General features: G+C 30.4%; 13 protein-coding genes and 7 pseudogenes. 16 read left to right on the top strand and 4 right to left on the bottom strand.

Annotated elements, in window-relative coordinates; all coding sequences use genetic code 11:
- Window position 1 precedes the first annotated feature (1 nt).
- Window positions 2-2,223: pseudogene (locus ACZ1HD_RS13060) on the bottom strand (S9 family peptidase).
- 142 nt (window positions 2,224-2,365) lie between these two features.
- Between ACZ1HD_RS13060 and ACZ1HD_RS13055 the strand changes: the two are divergent.
- The 7 genes and pseudogenes from ACZ1HD_RS13055 to ACZ1HD_RS13025 all read left to right on the top strand — a co-directional run bounded on the left by ACZ1HD_RS13055 (window position 2,366) and on the right by ACZ1HD_RS13025 (window position 7,552).
- Window positions 2,366-3,641, top strand: a pseudogene (locus ACZ1HD_RS13055) (hydroxymethylglutaryl-CoA reductase, degradative).
- Window positions 3,642-3,878: 237 nt separating this feature from the next.
- Complete coding sequence (locus ACZ1HD_RS13050; RefSeq protein ID WP_377501037.1) at window positions 3,879-4,088, top strand: DUF1569 domain-containing protein; 210 nt, start codon at window positions 3,879-3,881, stop codon at window positions 4,086-4,088.
- On the top strand, window positions 4,088-5,017 hold the full coding sequence (locus tag ACZ1HD_RS13045; protein WP_472687677.1) for a GYDIA family GHMP kinase: 930 nt from the start codon (window positions 4,088-4,090) through the stop codon (window positions 5,015-5,017). Before ACZ1HD_RS13050 ends, ACZ1HD_RS13045 begins: the two co-directional genes overlap by 1 nt.
- Window positions 5,018-5,089: 72 nt before the next feature.
- Window positions 5,090-6,303: pseudogene (locus tag ACZ1HD_RS13040) on the top strand (BaiN/RdsA family NAD(P)/FAD-dependent oxidoreductase).
- A gap of 33 nt (window positions 6,304-6,336) precedes the next feature.
- Window positions 6,337-6,891: a thioredoxin family protein gene (locus ACZ1HD_RS13035; protein ID WP_472687676.1), complete on the top strand. Its 555-nt coding sequence runs from the start codon at window positions 6,337-6,339 to the stop codon at window positions 6,889-6,891.
- A 39-nt stretch (window positions 6,892-6,930) separates the two neighbouring features.
- Window positions 6,931-7,257, top strand: coding sequence for a nucleotide pyrophosphohydrolase (locus ACZ1HD_RS13030; RefSeq protein WP_077809974.1), 327 nt, complete (start codon window positions 6,931-6,933; stop codon window positions 7,255-7,257).
- A gap of 1 nt (window position 7,258) precedes the next feature.
- Window positions 7,259-7,552 (top strand): hypothetical protein, encoded by a 294-nt coding sequence (locus tag ACZ1HD_RS13025; protein ID WP_472687675.1) that lies wholly within the window; start codon window positions 7,259-7,261, stop codon window positions 7,550-7,552.
- Here ACZ1HD_RS13025 and ACZ1HD_RS13020 read toward each other — a convergent pair.
- Together ACZ1HD_RS13020 and ACZ1HD_RS13015 are read right to left on the bottom strand one after the other, a co-directional pair.
- Entirely contained in the window at window positions 7,536-8,012 is a 477-nt protein-coding gene (locus ACZ1HD_RS13020) for a hypothetical protein (RefSeq protein ID WP_472687674.1), read from the bottom strand. The two genes, ACZ1HD_RS13025 and ACZ1HD_RS13020, sit on opposite strands and share 17 nt — an antisense overlap.
- A gap of 225 nt (window positions 8,013-8,237) precedes the next feature.
- Window positions 8,238-11,342, bottom strand: a pseudogene (locus ACZ1HD_RS13015) (VPS10 domain-containing protein).
- Window positions 11,343-11,396: 54 nt separating this feature from the next.
- Between ACZ1HD_RS13015 and ACZ1HD_RS13010 the strand changes: the two are divergent.
- From ACZ1HD_RS13010 to ACZ1HD_RS12990, 5 genes and pseudogenes are all read left to right on the top strand, one after another.
- On the top strand, window positions 11,397-12,626 hold the full coding sequence (locus tag ACZ1HD_RS13010) for a 3-phosphoshikimate 1-carboxyvinyltransferase (protein WP_472687673.1): 1,230 nt from the start codon (window positions 11,397-11,399) through the stop codon (window positions 12,624-12,626).
- Between the two features lie 72 nt (window positions 12,627-12,698).
- Window positions 12,699-13,747 (top strand): annotated as a pseudogene (gene queA, locus ACZ1HD_RS13005) (tRNA preQ1(34) S-adenosylmethionine ribosyltransferase-isomerase QueA).
- A gap of 122 nt (window positions 13,748-13,869) precedes the next feature.
- Window positions 13,870-14,907, top strand: a complete 1,038-nt coding sequence (gene rlmN, locus ACZ1HD_RS13000) for a dual-specificity RNA methyltransferase RlmN (RefSeq protein WP_472687672.1) — start codon at window positions 13,870-13,872, stop codon at window positions 14,905-14,907.
- 25 nt (window positions 14,908-14,932) lie between these two features.
- Window positions 14,933-15,909 (top strand): annotated as a pseudogene (locus ACZ1HD_RS12995) (polyprenyl synthetase family protein).
- Window positions 15,910-15,971: 62 nt separating this feature from the next.
- A complete protein-coding gene (locus ACZ1HD_RS12990) occupies window positions 15,972-17,855 on the top strand; it encodes a hypothetical protein (protein ID WP_079737168.1) in 1,884 nt (627 codons plus the stop codon).
- A 6-nt stretch (window positions 17,856-17,861) separates the two neighbouring features.
- On the opposite strand, the gene ACZ1HD_RS12985 is transcribed toward ACZ1HD_RS12990, so the two are convergent.
- Complete coding sequence (locus ACZ1HD_RS12985) at window positions 17,862-19,370, bottom strand: GH3 auxin-responsive promoter family protein (RefSeq protein WP_472687671.1); 1,509 nt, start codon at window positions 19,368-19,370, stop codon at window positions 17,862-17,864.
- 82 nt (window positions 19,371-19,452) lie between these two features.
- Here ACZ1HD_RS12985 and ACZ1HD_RS12980 point away from each other — a divergent pair.
- The 4 genes and pseudogenes from ACZ1HD_RS12980 (at window position 19,453) to ACZ1HD_RS12965 (ending at window position 22,216) form a co-directional block, all read left to right on the top strand.
- A pseudogene (locus tag ACZ1HD_RS12980) lies at window positions 19,453-20,246 on the top strand (DUF2797 domain-containing protein).
- 1 nt (window position 20,247) lies between these two features.
- Window positions 20,248-20,835: a hypothetical protein gene (locus ACZ1HD_RS12975; protein ID WP_472687670.1), complete on the top strand. Its 588-nt coding sequence runs from the start codon at window positions 20,248-20,250 to the stop codon at window positions 20,833-20,835.
- A 2-nt stretch (window positions 20,836-20,837) separates the two neighbouring features.
- Window positions 20,838-21,791 (top strand): carbon-nitrogen hydrolase family protein, encoded by a 954-nt coding sequence (locus ACZ1HD_RS12970; RefSeq protein ID WP_472687669.1) that lies wholly within the window; start codon window positions 20,838-20,840, stop codon window positions 21,789-21,791.
- A 2-nt stretch (window positions 21,792-21,793) separates the two neighbouring features.
- On the top strand, window positions 21,794-22,216 hold the full coding sequence (locus ACZ1HD_RS12965; protein ID WP_472687668.1) for a secondary thiamine-phosphate synthase enzyme YjbQ: 423 nt from the start codon (window positions 21,794-21,796) through the stop codon (window positions 22,214-22,216).
- The last annotated feature ends 2 nt before the right edge of the window (window positions 22,217-22,218 follow it).

Raw genomic sequence — 22,218 nt, 5'->3', positions numbered from 1 at the left:
ATTATCCTTTAATTTTTGTTGTTGAATTTGATTTATTAATTAAATGCGTTTCTACAAAATTTGTCATTTTTGTATATAAATTTAAACGCGTATTTTTTCCTTTGTAAATTCCGTGTGTTCTATCTCGGTACAATAAACATATCAAATTGTTTATTGGCATCAATTAAAGAATTTATCATTCTGTAACTATTTTGCACATGTACATTATCGTCTCCTGTACCATGAACCAGTAAATAATTTCCTTTTAATTTTTCTGGATAATTAACAGGCGAATTATCATCATAACCAGCAGGATTTTCTTGTGGTGTTCTTAAAAAACGTTCTGTATAAACAGTGTCATAAAATCTCCAAGAGGTTACAGGTGCAACCGCAATTGCAGTTGTAAAGATATCACTTCCTTTTAAAAGTGAATTTGTACTCATATGTCCGCCAAAAGACCAACCCCAAATACCGATATTATTTTCGTCGATATAAGAGCGGTTTGCCAATTTTTTTGCTGCAGCAATTTGATCTTCCGTTTCGTATTTAACTAAATTTAAATACGTAGATTTTTTAAAATCACTTCCTTTAAAACCTGTTCCTCTACCATCTATGCAGACAATAATCATCCCTTTTTGGGCTAACATATTGTGCCAATAATCGTTACTTGCATTCCATTTATTAGCAACTTGTTGTGACCCCGGACCCGAATATTGAAACATTAATAAAGGATATTTTTTATTTTCATCAAAATCTGCAGGCTTAATCATCCACATATTTAAATCATTTCCATTAATAGAAATTGTAGAAAATTCTTTCGGACTCATTTTGTACTCAGATAATTCTTCTTTTAATTCTGAATTATCTTTGATAACCTTTAGCATTTCTCCTTCTGCTGTATATAAAGAATAAATTGGAGGAATTTCTGATGAAGAAAAAGTATTGATAAAGTAATTTAAGTTTTTACTAAATGAAGCAGAATTTGTTCCTTCTTCATTACTTAAAAGTTTTTTATTTTTTCCATCTAAATCAATAGAGTAAACGCCTCTATTGGTAGAACCATTTTCTACAGATTGATAATAGATTGTTTTTTTAGATGCGTTATAACCGTAATAATTTGTTACTTCCCAATCTCCTTTTGTAATCTGATTGATTAATTTTCCGAGAGAAATCATAATGATAAATATGGTTAAATCCGTCTTTCTCACTTGTCCAAATAAAGCTGTTATCATTCAAAAAAGTAAGATTGTCTGTAATATCTACATATGCTTTATCAGTTTCGTCTAATAACAAACTAGAACTGCTTCTTAATGCATTTACTTTATGTAGTTTTAAATTGTTTTGATGACGGTTTAAAGTTGTTGCAACCAATACATTTGCATCATTAGACCATTTTATTCTTGGGATGTATTCATAATTACCTAAAGCAATTTTTTTGGTGTTTTTAGAAGAAAGAGTATACATGTGTAAAGTTACTTCTGCATTTTTTTCACCTGCTTTTGGGTATTTAAATACTTGCTGATTTGGGTAATTTGCTGTACCAACCATGTCCATGGAAAAAGTAGGAACATCACTTTCATTAAAACGTAAAAAAGCTAAATATTTACTGTTTTTACTCCATTCGAAAGCTCTAACAAAACCAAATTCTTCTTCGTAAACCCAATCTGTAATTCCGTTAATTACATTGTTAAATTTACCATCTTTGGTTACTTGCGTTACTTTATTTCCGTTGGTAAGATTTAAAATATAAATATTGTTATTTTTTGCGTAGGCAATTTTTTTACTATCCGGAGAAAAAGTAGGCTCTTGAATATCTTTACCAATTAAAGTTAATTTTTTAGAATTAATATTATAGTAATAAAATGTACCTGTAAAAGAACGTCTGTAGATTTTTTTAAAATCTGTACCTAAAATAACAGAAGATTCTTCTGCATTAAAATTATAAGAATCAAAACTTTTTAAATCCTTTAAACTGGCGCTATTTACTATTGTTTCTACTTTTTCTAAAGTTTTATAACTGTATTTGTCTACAGTTGTACTTCCTTCATCATCAGTATTTAGTAAAGAATAAAAATCACCATTCATAGAATTTAAAGCATTCATTCTTTTAGCCGAAAAAGTGCCATTCCGGATTTCTTCTAAAGTGATTTCTTTGTTTCCTGTTGTGTAATTAGTTGATGTTGTGTTTTTTTCTTTGCAACTAACAAGTAGAGATATAGTTGCTAAAATGAAGATTTTTTTCATTATAGACATCGTTTTAATAAAAGTTTGTCAAGTTTACGTAAAAATCCGCAAAAAATGTTTTAAAAATTGAGAAAACTTGAATATTGCATAATGTTTTAACGGATTGAATTATATTTGTTGCTGATAGTTTATAGCATATAAAATGAGTAAGAAAATAAAGGGTTTTTCTAAATTAACAAAAGAAGAAAAGATCAATTGGATTGTAGAAAATTATTTTAATAATAATTTAAATGTTGTTGATATTATAAAACAATATTGGAATTCTGATGCGCAACTGCAACAGTTGCACGACGATTTTATAGAGAATACCATTTCTAACTTTTATTTGCCAATGGGTGTTGCGCCAAATTTTCTTATAAACGATAAAGATTATGTTGTGCCAATGGTAACAGAAGAGAGTTCTGTTGTAGCTGCAGCTTCTTTGGTAGCTAAGTTCGGAGTACAAAAGGCGGATTTAAAACAACCGTTTTAGGTACTACAAAAATTGGGCAAGTACATTTTATGTTTGCTGGCAATAAAGAAGATTTAATTTCTTATTTTAATAAAAATAAAACCGAATTGTATGCGGCAACTGCATCCATAACTAAAAATATGGAAAAACGTGGTGGCGGAATTTTAGACATACAGTTAATAGATAAAACAGATCATTTAGAAAATTACTATCAATTACATATTACTTTCGAAACCAAAGATTCGATGGGCGCTAATTTTATTAATTCTTGTTTAGAAGCTATTGCTGCTAAGTTTAGAAATGATGAAATTGAAATTGTAATGAGTATTTTATCTAATTACGTTCCGAATGTTTAGTTAGAGCAGAGGTAAGTTGTAAGATTGAAGATTTGGGTGTAGAAAATCCACAGAAATTTGCAGAGAAATTTTACCAAGCAGTAAAAATTGCCGAAGTAGAACCGTACAGAGCTGTAACGCATAATAAAGGAATTATGAACGGAGTTGATGCGGTTGTAATTGCTACTGGTAACGATTTTAGAGCTGTAGAAGCTGGTGTGCATGCGTATGCTGCAAAAGACGGAAAATATACAAGTTTATCTCATTGTACGATAGACAACGGAATTTTTAGATTTTGGATAGATTTACCTTTAGCATTAGGTACGGTTGGTGGTTTAACGGCACTACATCCGTTAGCAAAATTATCTTTAGAGATGTTGCAAAAACCGTCTGCAAAAGAATTAATGCAAATTATAGCAACTGCTGGTTTGGCTCAGAATTTCGCTGCTTTAAGAGCACTTACAACAAAAGGAATTCAGCACGGTCACATGAAAATGCATTTACAAAATATATTAAATCAATTAGGTGCTAATGCAGAAGAAAAAGAGATTATTGCAAATTATTTCGAAGGAAAAACAGTTTCGCATGCTGCGGTTGTATCTAAATTCGAAGAAATAAAAAAAATCTATTAATTGGGTAGATTTTAAAAATGAATCTAGTTTAAGAGGTTTACTTAACAGCCTAGAAATAGAAACTCCTGCCGTTTTTGGTAAAATGAATGGACAACAAATGGTAGAACATTTGGCTTTGTTATTAAAGGTTTCTAACGGCAAAATAGATGCAGATTTTTTTGTTGAAGAAGAAAAATCATCTAGAAGAAAAGCTTTTTAGACACAGATAACGAATTACAAGTTGGTTTTAAAGCCTCGATGCTATCAGAAGAACCAGTTCCTGCAAAGTTTTCTACCTTAAAAGATTCTATTGAAGATTTGATATTGCAAATAGAGAGTTTTGAAACTCATTTTAAAACAAATGCAACAGAGAATCATCCATTTTTCGGAGAGTTAGATTACCAATATTGGTGCAAGTTTCATGTAAAACATTTTACACATCATTTTAAACAATTTAATTTAGTTTAATGAATTATTACTCAAACGGAAAACTGTTATTAACAGGTGAATATTTAGTCTTAGATGGCGCAAAATCTTTAGCGTTACCTACTAAGTTTGGGCAAGATTTAATTGTCGATCAAATAAGAGAAGCGCAATTAATTTGGGGAAGTTTTACAGATAAAGGAGAATGCTGGTTTGAAGCAGTTTTTGATTTGAAAAAAATGCGATTGGTTAATTGCACATTTAATTCAGAAAAAGAGGGTGGCGGAGATATTATTGCTGAAACATTATTAGATATTTTAAGAGAAGCAAAGAAATTAAATCAAAATTTTTTAGAAGTCGAACACGGTTTTGTTGTAAAAACAATGCTTACTTTTCCTAGAAATTGGGGTTTAGGCACATCGTCTACTTTAATTAATTCTATTGCAAGTTGGGCAAATGTAAATGCTTTTGATTTGCTATGGAATTCTTTTAAAGGGAGTGGTTATGATATTGCTTGTGCTCAAAATAATACGCCAATTTATTATAAAATTAAAGCAGAAAAACCAGTTGTAGAGCAAATAGAATTCAATCCAAAATTTAAAGAAAATTTGTTTTTTGTGCATTTAAATCAGAAGCAAGATTCTAAAGAAGGTATTGCAAAGTTTAGAGAAAGTAATTTAAATTTTGATAAAGAAATTAAAAGGATTTCTCAAATTTCTGAAGAGTTTGTTCAATCTAAAAATCTACAAACTTTCGAAAATTTAATAGTAGAACACGAAAATATTATTAGTAGTATTATCAAACTTACACCGGTTAAAGAAAAATTATTTCCAGATTATTTTGGTGCTATTAAAAGTTTGGGAGCTTGGGGCGGAGATTTTGTATTAGTTACAGGAAACGAAAAAACACCGGCTTATTTTAAAAACAAAGGTTACAAAACAATTCTTTCATATTCAGAAATGATTTTGTCATAGAATCATTTAGATTAATTAAATACGTAATTCAAGTTTAATCACATAGATTTTTGAATTTATAACAAATATAAAATGAAAAAAATAGTAATAATAGGTGGTGGTGCAGCAGGATATTTTACAGCAATAAATGCAAAAGAAAATAATCCTGATTTAGATATTACTATTCTTGAAAAAGGAAAAGATGTCTTACAAAAAGTTAAGATTTCCGGTGGCGGAAGATGTAATGTTACACATGCTTGTTTTGAACCTAAAGAACTTGTTAAATTTTATCCGAGAGGAGAAAAAGAATTGTTAGGTCCTTTTCATCAGTTTATGACAGGTGATACCTTTGAGTGGTTTGATGATAGAGGTGTTCCTTTAAAAATTGAAAATGATAATCGTGTTTTTCCAGAAGCAAATACAAGTCAGGCAATTATAGATTGTTTTCAAAAGTCTGTGAGTAACTTAGGAATTAAAGTGTTGACAAATTCGGGAGTAAATTCAGTTTCTAAAGAAAATAACAAATGGATTGTAAACACTAAAGAACAAGTTTTTAAAGCAGATCAATTAGTGGTTGCAGCAGGAAGTTCTAAAAAAGTGTGGGATTTATGCAAAACCTTAGATCATGCAGTGGTAGAGCCAGTTCCATCTTTATTTACATTCAATATAAACGATAAAAGATTGGTCGATTTATTAGGGACTTCTGTGCCAAATGCAACTGTAAACATTATAGATTCTAAATTAGAAGCTTCGGCCCATTATTAATAACGCATTGGGGTTTAAGCGGTCCTGCAGTTTTAAAATTATCTGCTTTTGGCGCAAGACTTTTAGCAGACAAAAATTACCAATACAATGTTGCTGTAAATTGGTTGTCTAGACCAACCGATAAAGTTTTAAATGTGCTTTTAAATTTAAAAAAGAAGGAACCTAGAAAAACAGTTATTTTAAAATCACCTTTTACAGAGATATCTAAAAGATTATGGGAGCGTTTTGTATTGTTTGCATCGATATCTAAAACTCAAAATTGGGCAGATTTAAGCAACGCACAATTAGAAAAGTTGGCTAAAGAGTTAACAAATGGTATTTACAATGCAAATGGCAGAACTACGTTTAAAGATGAATTTGTAACTGCTGGCGGAATCGATTTAAAAGAAATTAATTTTAAACGTTTTGAAAGTAAAAAGCATAAAAATTTGTTTTTTGTAGGCGAAGTTTTAAATATTGATGCAGTAACAGGAGGTTTTAATTTTCAGAATGCTTGGACAGGTGGCTTTATCTGTGCGAAAGCATTGGCAGAAGAAGAGTAAATGTTTATCAAAAAAATCATAAAAAATTATAAAATGGCAAGAGCAGAATCTAACGAGTTTTTAATAGGAAAAATAGCCCCAGATTTTAACTTAATCAATACTGTAGATAATTCTTTTGTGAGCTTATCAAGTGCAAAAGGATCTGTTGGTACGGTAATTATGTTTATTTGTAATCATTGTCCGTTTGTAATTCATGTAAACCTGAAATTGATAAAAATGGCCAATGAATTTCAAGAAAAAGGAATTCGTTTTATTGCGATTAGTTCTAACGAAATAATAAATTATCCGCAAGATGCACCAAAGTTTATGAAAGAAGTTGCAGAGGATTTAAAATACCCATTTCCTTATTTATTTGATGAAACACAAGAAGTAGCCAAGGCATATGATGCCGCTTGTACGCCAGATTTTTATGTTTTTGATAAAGATTTAAAAGCAGTTTATCATGGGCAACTAGACGATTCTAGACCAGGAAATGGCGAACCATTAACGGGTAAAGATATTAGAGCAGCAATACATAATTTATTAGATAATAAGCCCGTTTTAGAAAACCAAAAACCAAGTGTTGGTTGCGGAATTAAATGGAAATAAATTAAAAATTAAATAATTCATTAAAAATTATAAGTAGAAATGAATATAGAAAACGCACAAAAACAAGTAGACGATTGGATTAAAAATCATGGAGTTCGTTATTTTAATGAACTTACAAATATGGCACAGTTAACAGAAGAGGTTGGTGAAGTCGCACGAATTATTGCTAGAAGATATGGAGAGCAAAGCGAAAAAGAGTCTGATAAAAATAAAGATTTAGGTGAAGAGTTAGCAGATGTAATGTTTGTAGTTTTGTGTTTGGCAAATCAAACCGGAATAAACTTACAAGATGCTTTTGAAAAAAAGTTAGATATTAAAACCAAAAGAGATCACGACAGACATCATAACAACGACAAATTAAAATAAAATGAGTTTTTTTAGGAATTTTGTAGCTGGTGCTAAAATTGTTGCAGCTAAATTACAAACTAAAATATTTTGGATTAACTTTTTAAAAGTGGCGCTTCCTTTCTTTGTTTTAGTAACCATAATTAGTTTATTAATTAATAGTTCTAGTGCTATTTTTTCAGGTGATTTTGCTAAAGTGAATGCAACAAATTTTTCTCAAGGAAAATGGAAAAACTTTTGGGGTTTAAAGTTTTTTATTAGTGTATTTTACGGCATGTACGTAACACTTAAAAAATGTCTTAAACGATACTTTTAGTTTCTCTACCAAAAATAGGAATTATAATAAAAAACAAAACGTATAGTAATAAAAGAAAAGAAGCTGCATGAAATAATAACTGCATTTGTTGTAGCTTATTAACTTTTACCTCAGACATTTTTTGATATTCTTCTACAATTTTATCCATAGAAACTAAGAATCCGTTCTCATTATCTCTAATTGTTTTTAAAGATTTTACGAACAACGTGTCATTATGAATGTCGTTTAAAATAGCAGAGGATGCGTCTTCTAAATTTTTATAATACGATTGGTTTTCTTTGTACAGATCGTTTAAATCTTGATTGTTGTAAAATTTTAAAACGATATTATTGATGTAGTAATTTCCTATTTTAAAATCTTGATACGTTTCTCTAAAATCTAACATTTTATCTTCAAACGAATCTGTATTCTTAGCATTACTTGCAAAAAAAGCATCTTTTGTCAATTTTTGACTATACATTCTTTGCTTACCGGCTTTATTAATAATTTCGGCGTCGTAAGATTGCCTTTTGATGTCAAAGTGAAAGATAATTTGATTTGATACAACAAGTAAGGTAAAAAGTATAAAAGATAGGGTAACCTTTTTTTCATTTACAGGGATTTTGAATTGCAAATTAAATTAAAATAGTTTGAATAATAAAAAAAGCGACTATAAAGTCGCTTTTTTTAATTTTTATTATAAGAGTTAGTCTAATTGTATAAGATCTATATCGCTTTCTTTTACTCTTCTATTTAGCTCTTTTACGCCATTTGTAAATAAAGCATTTAGTTTTAATAATTCAGCATCAATTTCTTTAGTAATTTCATTTTTAAATTCGATAGCTTGTTGTGTAGGTGCGTAATTACCGGTTCTAGTTAACGAATTTAAATGTGCTAATTTATTGTTTAGTCGAATAGGAAAGTTTAATGGATCTTGTCCGCTTTTAGATTTTGTTTGATATAGAGTTTCTTCAATTTTAGTAATATCCTTTACCAATTTGTTTGCAAAGTCTAAAAGTTCTTTATGTTTTTTTCTGTCTTTAATAGATTTCTTTAAAGCACCAACCTGAGTTCTAATTTTCTTAACATTTTTTAAAGCTTTATGAATTTCTGTCATTTTAGCATTAATTTCATTAATAAAATCGAATTGAGCCTTCATTTCTTCTTCAGAAACTTCAGAAGAAGGGTTTCTTAAAATATTAAAATCTTTAGTTATGTTTTGGTTATTAACGGTTAATGTAACTTTGTATTTACCGGGTAAGGCCATTGGGCCATTTAAAGAAGCCCACCAAAGAATCATACCTTTTACAGATTCTGCACCTGTATACATCATATCCCAATAGAAAATGTTATTACCATCTTTTACAGATAATTTTGCTTCTTTTTCTTTTGTATTTGGTTTAGTACTAAACTTTTTTATTAAGTTATTATTTGCATCAAAAAATGAAAGCGAGATGGTGTCTTTTTTATTTTCTTCTTTTATAAAATAAGAAACAGCAACACCACCTGGATGATTAGTGCCAGCAGTTCTAGAAGTTCTTCCTCTACCACCGCTCATGTTATAAGCATCTTTTGGTTTGTAAAGAATTACGTTTGCGTTTGTATTTCTTTCAAGTTGATGTAGAGGTGTTAAATCATCAATAATCCAAAGAGCTCTACCTTGTGTTGCTGCAATTAAATTATCGTTTTTAATAGCTAAATCAGTAATTGGTACAATTGGCAGGTTTTTCTGAAAAGTTTCCCAATTTTTACCGTCATCAAAAGAAACGTACATTCCTTTTTCTGTACCTGCATACAATAAGCCTTTACGTTTTGGGTCTGCTCTTAAAGCTCTCGTAAAACTTTCATTTTCGATTCCTTTTACGATTAATTTCCAAGATTTACCATAATTCTCGGTTTTATAAATATAAGGTTTGTAATCACCAGATTTGTATTTAGTACCAACAATATATGCGCTTCCTTTGTCAAACGGACTAACTTCAATACAATTAATCATCATCCATTCTGGCATTTTTTTAGGCGTAACGTTTGTCCATGTTTCTCCGTTGTTTTTAGAAACGTGTACCAAGCCATCGTCAGATCCTGTCCAAATTAATCCAGGTTCTAGAGAAGATTCTGTAGCTGCAAAAATAGTTCCATAGTATTCTACACCCGTATTATCTTTTGTAATTGGTCCTCCGGATGGCCCTAAAGTTTTTGGGTCGTTTCGAGTTAAATCCGGACTAATTAATTTCCAAGATTGCCCTTCATTTTCGGTAATATGTAAATGATTAGAAGCTGCATACAATCTCTTTTTATTATTTGGAGAAAAGAATATTGGAAAATTCCATTGAAAACGATATTTAAAATCTTCAGCACCATGTCCCATTGGGTCGTCCGGCCAAACATTAACAGCTCTTGTTTCACCTGTTTTATGATTTTTTCTAGTTAGCAAACCTCCGTAACTTCCACCATAAACAATATCATCATTTAAAGGATCTACTGCAATGTGTGCACTTTCTCCTCCTGCAGTAGGTTCCCAATCAGAATCTGTAATAAATCTTCCTGCGGTTCTATGTGCAATTCTTATTGTAGAATTATCTTGTTGTGCTGCCAAAATTCTATATGGAAAATGGTTATCAGTAGTTACTCTATAAAATTGAGAAGTTGGTTGGTTGTTCATTGTACTCCAGTTTTCTCCAGCATCAAAAGAAACTTGTGCGCCACCATCATCACCAATAATCATTCTTTGGTTATCTTCCGGTGCAATCCATAAATCATGATGGTCTCCGTGTGGTGCATTATATGTTTTATAAGTTTTTCCTCCGTCTGTAGATTTATGATAACGAACATTTAAAACATATAAAATGTCTTCATCTTGCGTGTCTGCATACAAACGTGTGTAATACCATGCTCTTTGGCGTAGCTTTCTTTCAGCATTAATTAAACGCCAAGTATTACCCGCATCTGTAGATTTGTACACACCACCTTTTTTGTTTTCTATTAAAGCGTAAACAATATCAGAATTTACAGGCGAAACAGTCACTCCGCTAATTCCCCATATTCCATCAGGAAGCCCTTTGTTGGTAGAAATGTTTGTCCACGTTTCTCCTTCATCGGTACTTTTCCATAAAGCAGAACCATCTCCACCGGAAGATAAACTGTACGGAGTTCTTCTGATATTCCATGTAGTTGCATATAAAATTCTTGGGTTATTAGGGTCTATAATTAAATCTACTACACCGAATTTTCATTAGAAAATAAAACTTTTTTCCAATTTTGACCACCGTCTATAGATTTATAGACACCTCTTTCTTGCGTTGGTTTGTATAAATCTCCCATAACGCCAGCAAAAACAATGTTAGAATTTTTAGGATGAACTCTCATTCGCGGTATGTGTCCGGCACTTTTTAAACCAATATGTGTCCAAGTTTTACCAGCATTTTCAGATTTCCAAACGCCATCACCGGAAGAAACATTTCCTCGAACCGTTTTTTCTCCCATACCTACGTAGATAACGTTGTTATCAGATTCAGAAACAGCCACAGCTCCTACAGAACCGCCAAAAAATCCGTCGGAAATATTTTGCCAAGTATTACCTGCATCATTAGTTTTCCGAGACACCACCACCGGTTGCGCCCATGTAAAATAGATTTGCCTTACCAGGTACGCCTGTTACAGCAGCGCTTCGACCACCTCTAAACGGACCAATATTTCTCCAAGTAATAGGATTAAAATTTTCGCTAGAAACTTTGTTAGCATTTTTTTGTGCATTAACTTTGACATTTACACACAAGAGCATGCAAACGACTAATAATAAGTGTTTTTTCATGTTGGTTAGTTGTAATTAAAGGTTTAAAAATAAGAATTAAAATCAGTTTTTAGAATGGACATATTGTTAAATGTTTTAAAGAATAGTAAAATAAATGAGGAAATCACAATTTCTGGTTCTAAAAGCGAATCTAATAGATTGCTTATTTTACAAAACCTTTTCCCTGAAATAACGATAAATAATTTATCAGATTCTGATGATTCTGTACACATGCAACATGCACTTTCTACTGATAAAGAAATTGTAGACATTGGTCACGCAGGTACAGCAATGCGTTTTTTAACATCTTATTTTGCAGTTAAAGAAAATAGTGAAGTTGTTTTAACAGGTTCTGAAAGAATGCAAAACAGACCAATTGAGATTTTAGTGAATGCTCTAAAAGATTTAGGTGCAGAAATTAGTTATGAAGATAAAGTTGGATACCCACCAATACGAGTTAAAGGAAAAAGAATTATCAAAGATAAAGTTGCAATTAATGGTAATGTATCTAGTCAATACATCTCATCTTTACTATTAATAGCATCAAAATTAGAAAAAGGATTAGAAATTGAATTGGTTGGTAAAATCACTTCGATACCTTATATAAAAATGACTTTAACGTTGCTAAATCAAATTGGAATAGAAACTTCATTTGAAGGTAATTTAATTAAAGTTTTACCCAAAACAACTGTTGATAAACAAACTGTTGTTGTAGAGTCTGATTGGTCTTCTGCAAGTTATTTTTATTCGATTGTAGCTTCATCGCAAATAGGGTCTTCAATAAAATTGTCTGCCTACAAGCAAGAAAGTTTACAAGGAGATTCTTGTTTAGCAGAAATTTACAAGCACTTTGGTGTAGCTACTAGTTTTTCTGATAATTCTATTACATTATCAAAAGAAAAAGTAAGCAGCAAAGAGGTTTTAGAGATCGATTTAAAAAACGCCCCAGATATTGCACAAACAATAGCAGTAACTTGTTTTTCTGAAAACATTGCGTGTAATTTAACGGGTTTACATACACTTAAAATTAAAGAAACCGATAGGTTAGAGGCGTTAAAAGAAGAATTAACAAATTTAGGTGCATCAATTTCTGTGACTAATGAAACGTTACATTTAGAAGAACGTTCTTCAATCAAAGAAAATATAGCAATAAAAACCTATAACGATCATAGAATGGCAATGGCTTTTGCACCTTTGGCGTTAAAAGTTCCTATTAAAATTTTAGATGCAGAAGTTGTTACAAAATCGTATCAAAAATTTTGGAAAGACATGCAACAAATTGGTATTAAGGTAGAAGAACTTTAAATTAATAGGCCAAACACTTGACAACGCCTATCTCGATATCGTATATTTGCATCTTTTACAAGAAATACATATATGAAATTATCGCATTTTGAATTTGAATTGCCGGAAGAATTATTGGCAGTTTATCCTGCAGAGCACAGAGACGAATCTCGTTTAATGGTGTTAAATAGAGCAGATGGTACTATTGAACATAAACAGTTTAAAGACGTTATTAATTACTTCGACGAAGGTGATGTAATGATGTTAAATAATACCAAAGTTTTTCCTGCTAGAATGTTTGGTAACAAAGAAAAGACAGGTGCTAGAATAGAGGTTTTCTTATTAAGAGAATTAAATGCAGAAAATAGATTGTGGGATGTTTTAGTAGATCCTGCAAGAAAAATTAGAATAGGAAATAAATTATTTTTTGGTGAAGACGATAGTTTAGTAGCAGAGGTGATAGATAATACGACTTCTAGAGGAAGAACTTTACGTTTTTTATTTGACGGTTCTTACGAAGAATTTAGAGCTAAATTATTAGAATTAGGACAAACACCATTGCCTAAAGAAATTAATAGAGAAGTAGAGCCTTCAGACGAAGAAAGATACCAAACTATTTTTGCCAAAAATGAAGGAGCTGTTGCTGCACCAACTGCAGGTTTACACTTTTCTAAACATTTATTAAAACGTTTAGAAATAAAAGGAGTTGATTTTGCAGAAATGACTTTACACGTTGGTTTAGGTACATTTAGCCCAGTAGAGGTAGAAGATTTGTCGAAGCATAAAATGGATTCTGAGCAAATTATCATTCCGAAGCTTCTGCAAACATGATTAATAAAGCTAAGAAAGACAAAAGAAGAGTTTGTGCAGTTGGTACAACTGTTATGAGAACAGTAGAATCTTCTGTATCTTCTAAGCAAGAATTAAATGCTTTTGAAGGTTGGACAAACAAATTTATTTTTCCACCTCACGATTTTAGTATTGCTAATGCAATGATTACTAATTTTCATCCACCAAAATCTACTTTGTTAATGCAAGCCGCCGCTTTTGGAGGTTATGATTTTGTAATGGAAGCTTACAAAGAAGCAATTAAAGAAGGATACAAATTCTCTACTTACGGAGATGCAATGTTAATTCTATAATATTTTTAATATTTAGAAATACAATATATTAAAACTGACACTTTTTTAAAGTGTCAGTTTTTTTATGCATATTTTTGCAACAGAATTTATTTTGAAATCATTTAATTTTTAATCCTTCTATTTTGAATAAAAAGAAAGACATAAGAGCCTTAACAAAAGAACAATTAAGAGATTTTTTTGTGGCAAATAATGATAAAGCATTTCGTGGTAACCAAGTTTACGAATGGTTATGGAGCAAGTCTTTACATACTTTTGAAGATATGACAAATATCTCTAAAGCTACCGGAGAAATGTTAGAAGAAAACTTTGTGATTAACCACATTAAGGTAGATTCTATGCAAAAAAGTAAAGACGGTACCATAAAAAACGGAATTAAATTACACGATGGTTTGGTTGTAGAATCTGTTTTAATTCCTACAGAAAAAAGAACTACAGCTTGTGTTTCTAGTCAAGTTGGTTGTAGCTTAGACTGTAAGTTTTGTGCTACTGCAAGATTAAAAAGAATGCGTAATTTAAATCCTGATGAAATTTACGACCAAGTAGTTGTTATCGATAAACAAAGCAGATTGTATCATAACAAAAAACTAACAAATATTGTTTTTATGGGAATGGGAGAACCATTAATGAACTATAAAAACGTATTAAAATCTATAGAGATGATAACGTCTCCGGAAGGGTTAGGAATGTCATCAAAAAGAATTACAGTTTCTACATCGGGTGTACCAAAAATGATTCGTAAAATGGCAGATGAAGAAGTTAAATTTAATTTAGCAGTTTCATTACACTCAGCAATAGATGAGGTTAGAACATCAATAATGCCTTTTAATACAAATTTTCCTTTAAAAGACTTAAAAGAATCTTTAGAATATTGGTACGAGAAAACCAAAAGAGCAATTACTTATGAGTATGTTGTTTGGGATGGCATAAATGATAGAAAAGAAGACATCAAAGCTTTGGTAGATTTTTGCAAATATGTACCGTGTAAAGTTAATTTAATAGAGTACAATCCAATAGACGATGGTGAGTTTCAACAAGCAAGTTCATCAGCAATAAATAATTATATTTCTAATTTAGAAATGCACGATATTACAATAAATGTAAGAAGAAGTAGAGGTAAGGATATTGATGCGGCTTGTGGTCAATTAGCAAATAAATCTTAAATAGTAAAAAAACAATTTTCGACCTATGAATTTAGTGGAACAAATTAAACAACCAATCATAAAAGAAATGGAACTTTTTGAAGAAAAGTTCAAAGATTCTATGTTGTCTAAAGTTCCGTTATTAAACAGAATTACCTACTATATTGTTCGTAGAAAAGGAAAACAAATGCGACCAATGTTTGTTTTTTTAGTTGCTAAAATGGTTTCTGATGGTGGTTTTGATGAAAGAACTTATAGAGGCGCATCTGTTGTAGAATTAATTCATACAGCAACATTGGTGCATGATGATGTGGTAGATGATAGTAATAGAAGAAGAGATTTTTTCTCTATAAATGCCTTATGGAAGAATAAAATTGCAGTTTTAGTAGGCGATTTTTTATTGTCTAAAGGTTTATTGCTTTCTATTGATAATGAAGACTTCGATTTACTAAAGTTGATATCTATTGCTGTAAGAGAAATGAGTGAAGGAGAACTACTTCAAATTGAAAAAGCTAGAAAATTAGACATTACAGAGGCAGTTTATTTTGATATTATTCGAAAAAAACAGCAACTTTAATTGCAGCTTGTTGTGGTATTGGTGCAGCATCTGTAGGTGTAAACCAAGATTGTGTGCGTAAAATGCGAAAGTTTGGAGAATACATCGGAATCGCCTTTCAAATTAAGGATGATTTATTTGATTATTCTGATGCTAAAATCGGAAAACCTACCGGAATAGACATTAAAGAACAAAAAATGACTTTGCCATTAATTTATACTTTAAATAATTGCTCTAAAAAAGAGAAAGCATGGTTAATCAACTCTATTAAAAAGCATAATAAAAATAAAAAAAGAGTAAAAGAAGTAATTGCATTTGTAAAAGCAAATGGTGGTATCGATTACACAATCGATAAAATGAACAGTTACAAATCGAAAGCCTTGGCGATTCTTAAAGACTTTCCAGATTCAGAGTATAAAAATTCTTTATCAACTATGATTGATTATGTAGTAGAACGTAAAATATAGTTTGCTTATTCTAATAGTTTTGTTAAATTTGGTTTTATTGCTATAAAACTGAATTTAATACTATGAAAATTTATCAAAGCCTTGTGCTTTTATTTGTGCTAACATGTACACAAATATTACAATCTCAAAATTCTTTAGGGTTTACTTTTCCTGCTACTAACGCAGAGAGAAATCAAAAATGTAGTTATTTTACAAATGCTTTTAGACAAAAACCTAAAGAAGTTGGTTTTGGAATTAAAAGAGAAGGAAATAATTTATATTTTACTACTAATAATAAAAAATGGTTTACTGCTCTATTTAAAAAATCAGGAGATGGTATTGCTATTGATGTGGTTTCTAAGTCTAGATATAAATGTGAAAATGAATTAGATGCTTCTCAAATTAAAGGAACCGTTTTACCTGCAGTTTTTGCACAGAAACTATTAAGAGGTTTTAAAAAAGTTACTGGTACTAATAGTTTTAGAACATTAGTAGGTTCTGTACCTGCTGCTTTGGCAAAAGAAGAGTTAGAGTTTAATATCTTATTTCTAAACAACAAAGCATTATGTAGATATCAAACTACTTACAATTTAGATTCTTATGGTTGGGATTTGTTAGATATGGGTGTTTATTTAGATTCATTAACCTATAAAGATAAAAGCATCAACACTTCAGATAAATTTATTACAAAATATAAAACTTTAAAGTTTGTAATACCTTTTCAAAAGAATAAATACGACTATTCATCAGAAGACATAAAGCCGTTATATGATAGTTTAAGATTAACAGATTTTAATATTAAAAAGATAAATATTAAAGCTTACGCATCGATAGAGGGTAGTTTAAAAAGAAATATAGAACTCCAAGAAAAAAGAGCCAATAGTATCGTAAAATCTTTACAAACTTTTCAAAAACCAAATATAGTTACAGAGATTTCGTCTTCAGAAAATTGGGTAGAATTTTTAAATGATATTTCTAAAACAAAGTATAAAAGTTTTAAAACTTTGCCAAAACAAACAATTAAAAATAAGGTTGTTGGCGAAGTTTCAAAAGATTTAGAAAAATATTTACAAAAGCATCGAAAAGCAGTTGTGATATTAGAATTAGAGCGAAAAGACAAGTATAAAAATATGTCGAAAGAAAAGTTGGTAGCAACATTTAATGATCTTGTTCTAAAAGAAAATATAGAAGAAGCTTTAGTAGTGCAGAATTCTATTTTTGAGAAACTTAAAAAAGAAAGTTCGCCGGATTTATTAAATACTTTAAATGTACCTAAACAAAGAAAATTTGTACCAATTCTTAATAAAAATAGTATTTATAAGTATATATTAAACTTAAGTTATGCTAAAATTGCTTTTGATGAACTAAAAAAAATCGAAAAGTTAGATCCTAAGAATAAAAACATAAAGTATAATTTGATAGTTGTAAAGTTTATCATTTGGAAAAATAATTGGGAAAAAATCGAAGCAAATTCGTTTAAACAAGAAATTTTAAAGTTAAAATCTTACGGAATCAAACAACATTTAATTGATAGAATGTTGGTGAATTTTCATATTGTAAAAGCAGAAAAAGATATGAGAGCTAGAAAGTACGATGAAAAAGATGCTTCTGTAGAATTTATTATAGATACTTACGAAAACTTTAATTTATCGAATTACGATTATCTAAGTTTAGCACAATTTTTAACTTATTATGCAAACACAGATGAAGCTACAGAGGTTTTAGATGAAAAAGTAAAAACAATTACCATAGATGAAGATTTACTTTTTTATTATTTAAATTTAACAATAGTAGATGAATACGCTGTAGATTCTCAAAATTACAGAACAATCATGTTAAATGCTATCGAAATGAATAGAGACCGTTTTTGTAAGTTATTTAATTCTTCTTTAGAAGACGGTGTTACTTTTCAATTACTAGAAAATAAATATTTAAGAGCTACTTACTGCGAGAATTGCACTAAATAAATAGTTTTATAAACTTAAAAGCTCTTCTATAAACTCTCTAGAATTAGACAATCTTGGTACTTTATGTTGTCCGCCAAGTTTGTCTTTTTTCTTTAACCAACTATAAAACAAGCCTTCTTTAGCTAAATGAACTTTAGGAGGCATTAAAGTAATATTTAAATAACGTTTAGCTTCGTAATCAGAATTTATAGACTTTAAAGCATTATCTAAAACTTCAGAAAAATACCCCATAGATTCTGGTTTATTAATAAATTCAATAATCCATTCATGGCCACCTTTTTCTTTTCCTTGCATAAAAATTGGTCCAACGGTATAATCTGCAATCGTAGCAGCTGTTTTTTCACAAGCCAATTTAAGAGCATCTTCTACATTTTCGATATTTAATTCTTCACCAAAAACATTAATATAATGTTTGGTTCTACCTGTAATTTTAATTCGATAAGGTTCTAAAGATGTAAATCTAATTGTATCACCAATTAAATAACGCCATAAACCACCGTTTGTAGTAATAACTAGTGCGTAATCAATATCTTTTTTAACATCAGCTAAAGTAATTGCATTCGAGCTTTCACCTTTATATTCGCTCATCGGAATAAATTCATAGAAAATTCCGTAGTCTAACATCAATAATAATTCCTTCGAATTATTTCTGTCTTGTATTGCGAAGAATCCTTCGGAAGCATTGTAGATTTCGTAGTATTTAAAATCGGATTTTGGTATGATTTTTTTGTATTGTTCTCTATACGGATTAAAGTTAACACCACCATGAAAATATACTTCTAGGTTGGGCCAAACTTCTAAAATATTGTCTTTGCCGTAACGTTCTAAAACACGATTTAAAAGAACCAACATCCAACTTGGTACACCAGCTAAACTTGTAATATTTTCGTTAATAGTTTCATCAATAATTGCATCCATTTTTGTTTCCCAATCGCTCATTAAAGCAACTTCTTGACTCGGTGCTGAACTAAAATCTGCCCAAAAAGGCATGTTTTCGATAATAATTGCAGACAAATCGCCAAAATAAGAGCCATTGTCTTGGTAAACTTCCGAGCTTCCGCCCAAACGCAAGCCTTTACCAGTAAAAAGTTGGGTTTTAGGGTTGTTGTTTATGTACAAACACAACATGTCTTTACCAGCTTTCATATGGCAATATTCTAACGCATCATCAGAAACGGGTATAAATTTACTTTTAGCATTCGTTGTACCACTCGATTTTGCAAACCATTTAATGTGCGACGGCCAAAAAATATTTTGTTCGCCTTTTCTACAGTTTTCTATAAGCGGCTCAAATGTTTCGTATTTCTGAATCGGAACATGTTTAGCAAAATCTGCGTGATTTTTAATAGAATTAAAATGATGTTCTTTACCGAAAGAAGTTTGTTTGGCAGTTTGAATCAATTTTAAAAGCAATTCATTTTGTACATCTTTTGGGTACTTTAAAAACAGTTCAATTTGGTGTTTTCGTTTCTTCAAAAACCAAGAAATTATAGAATTGATAATCTGAAAAGCCATAGAAATTCGTAAGTTTGTTTAGTACGATTTTTATGCAGTTTGCAATTTAAAATCGAAGTTTAAAAATACTAAAATTTGTGAGATGATTTACCAAGGAGTTTTAAAAAAAATGATGACCGAAAATGCAGAGGAAATTCAGTATTATTTAGATATGAAAACTGATTTTTTAAACATGAACCAGTTAATTAACAAAGAAATATCTTTAAGTTTTGTTACTTACGAGTGTTTAAATTGTGGTTTAGAAAAAACCATATATAGACAAGGTTTTTGTAAATCTTGCTTTTTTGAAACGCCAAATGCTGGTGATTGGATTATGAAACCAGAATTAAGTAAGGCACATTTAGATATTGAAGATAGAGATTTGGCCTACGAAAAAAAGGTGCAATTACAGCCGCATATTGTTTATTTAGCTAATTCTAGTAATGTAAAAGTTGGTGTTACAAGAAAACAACAAGTACCAACCCGTTGGATAGATCAAGGTGCGCATGAAGCCATAGAAATTGTAGAAGTGCCAAATCGATATTTAGCTGGTATTACAGAGGTTGCATTAAAAGAACATGTTGCAGATAAAACCAATTGGCGTAAAATGCTTAAAAATGATATTGAAGATGTAAACTTAGTCGAGTGGAGAGAGAAGTTAAAAGAGTTTATACCGGATCGAAGCAAAAGAATATTTTATCGAGAATAATTCTGAAACAAACATCAATTTTCCTGTACGTAAATATCCTACGAAACCTAAAAGTTTAAACCTTATTAAAACGCCTAAATATACAGGTAAATTAGTTGGTGTAAAAGGGCAGTATTTAATCTTTGATGACGAAACTGTTTTTAACGTTAGAAGTAATGAAGGTCTCGGTTGTAAGTATCGAGGTTTAAAATGAAAAGATTTATCATTTTATTTTTGATTTTATCTTCTTGTAAAAAAGAAGTATTTTATTATCCTTCAAATAGTTTTTTTGAAGAGTATAAGCCAACGAAAATTATTATTGATGATTTAAGTTTTCAAGAGATAACAGACACAATTAGAAAAGGATTGTATAGAAAAGAAAAATATTTTATTGAATTAGAAGACACAGATTTTAAGTATAAAATATCTCCTTTTGCAGATACAGGAGGATATTTGAAAGAAAGAAACGGGTTAAATATTAAAAATGATAGTTTAGATTTGATTAATGGTGTTTTTTCCATAAGCGCTTTATCAAAATTTTTAAAACTGCATTATGAAAATAATGATAAGGAACATTATTATGCTTTTTCTCACAAGAGAGCTTATATTAGATTAACTTTAGATAGAGAAGATAGTTCGCAAAAACTGAAAAATAGACTTTTAAACTTAGTGAAAGTTTATAATAAAACTGATATAATACATAAAGATAGTATTGAATTAGCTATTATGTTTGACTATCCTTTAAACCCAGTTTCCTCAATTCCACCGCCTCCAAGTTCAAATGAAATTATAGAATAATTATGAAAAACAATTTACTAAAAGTTGCATTGGCACAAATTTCACCGGTTTGGTTAAACAAGGAAAAAACAATCGAAAAAATACAAAAATCGATTGTAGATGCTTCAAAAGAAAATTGTGAACTCATTGTTTTTGGTGAAGCTTTGCTACCAGGATATCCGTTTTGGGTCTCTTTAACAGATGGTGCTGCTTGGGATTCTAAGGTTCAAAAAGAAATTCATGCACATTATGTTAGAAATTCAATTACCATAGAAAAAGGCGAATTAGATGCTATTTGCGATTTAGCTAAAGAGTATAAAATTGCTGTCTATTTAGGAATTATGGAACGTGCTCAAAATAGAGGCGGACATAGTATTTACGCTTCTTTAGTTTATATCAATGCTGATGGAATTATAAAATCTGTCCACAGAAAATTACAACCAACGTACGAAGAACGTTTAACTTGGGCGCCAGGAGACGGAAATGGTTTACAAGTACATCCGTTAAAAGAATTTACCGTTGGAGGCTTAAATTGTTGGGAAAACTGGATGCCTTTACCTAGAACCGCTTTATATGGTTTAGGCGAAAATTTACACATTGCTGTTTGGCCAGGTAGCGATTACAATACAAAAGATATTACACGATTTATAGCAAGAGAATCTCGTTCTTATGTAATTTCTGTATCTAGTTTAATGAGCACAAAAGATTTTCCTACAGAAACACCGCATTTAGATAAAATACTAGTAAAAGCACCTGCTGTTTTAGCAAATGGAGGTTCTTGTATTGCAGCTCCTAACGGAGAATGGTTGGTTGAACCTGTTTTACACAAAGAAGGTTTAATCATCGAAACCTTAGATTTTAATAGGGTTTTAGAAGAGAGACAAAACTTTGATGTTGTTGGGCATTATTCGAGACCAGATATTACCAAATTGCAGGTAAACAGAGAAAGACAAAGCACTGTTTCTTATAAAGATTAAGTATGATTTTTGAACAAAAAGAAATTCGACTAAAACCTTATGCAAGAGGTTTTCATTTAATTACGGATACAATTATAGCGGAATTTCCGGCATTTAGAAAAATTGAAAAAGGAATTTTAAAGATATTCATAAAGCATACATCTGCCAGTTTAACGATAAATGAAAATGCAGATGGTACAGTAAGATCAGATTTTGAAAAACACATAAATATTTTAGTGCCGGAAAATGCGGCTTATTACGAACATATTTACGAAGGTAGCGATGATATGCCAGCACATATTAAAGCATCACTTTTAGGCTCTTTTGTAGAAATACCCATAACCAAAGGAGTGTTAAATTTAGGTATTTGGCAAGGTGTTTACTTAGGAGAACACAGAGATAATGGAGGTTCTCGTTCTATTGTTGTAACAGCTTTTGGTGTTTAATA

This window comes from Polaribacter sp. HA6-7, assembly GCF_055693625.1.
The sequence above is the reverse complement of the archived record's forward strand: the minus strand, read 5'-3'. Positions and strand labels throughout refer to the sequence as shown.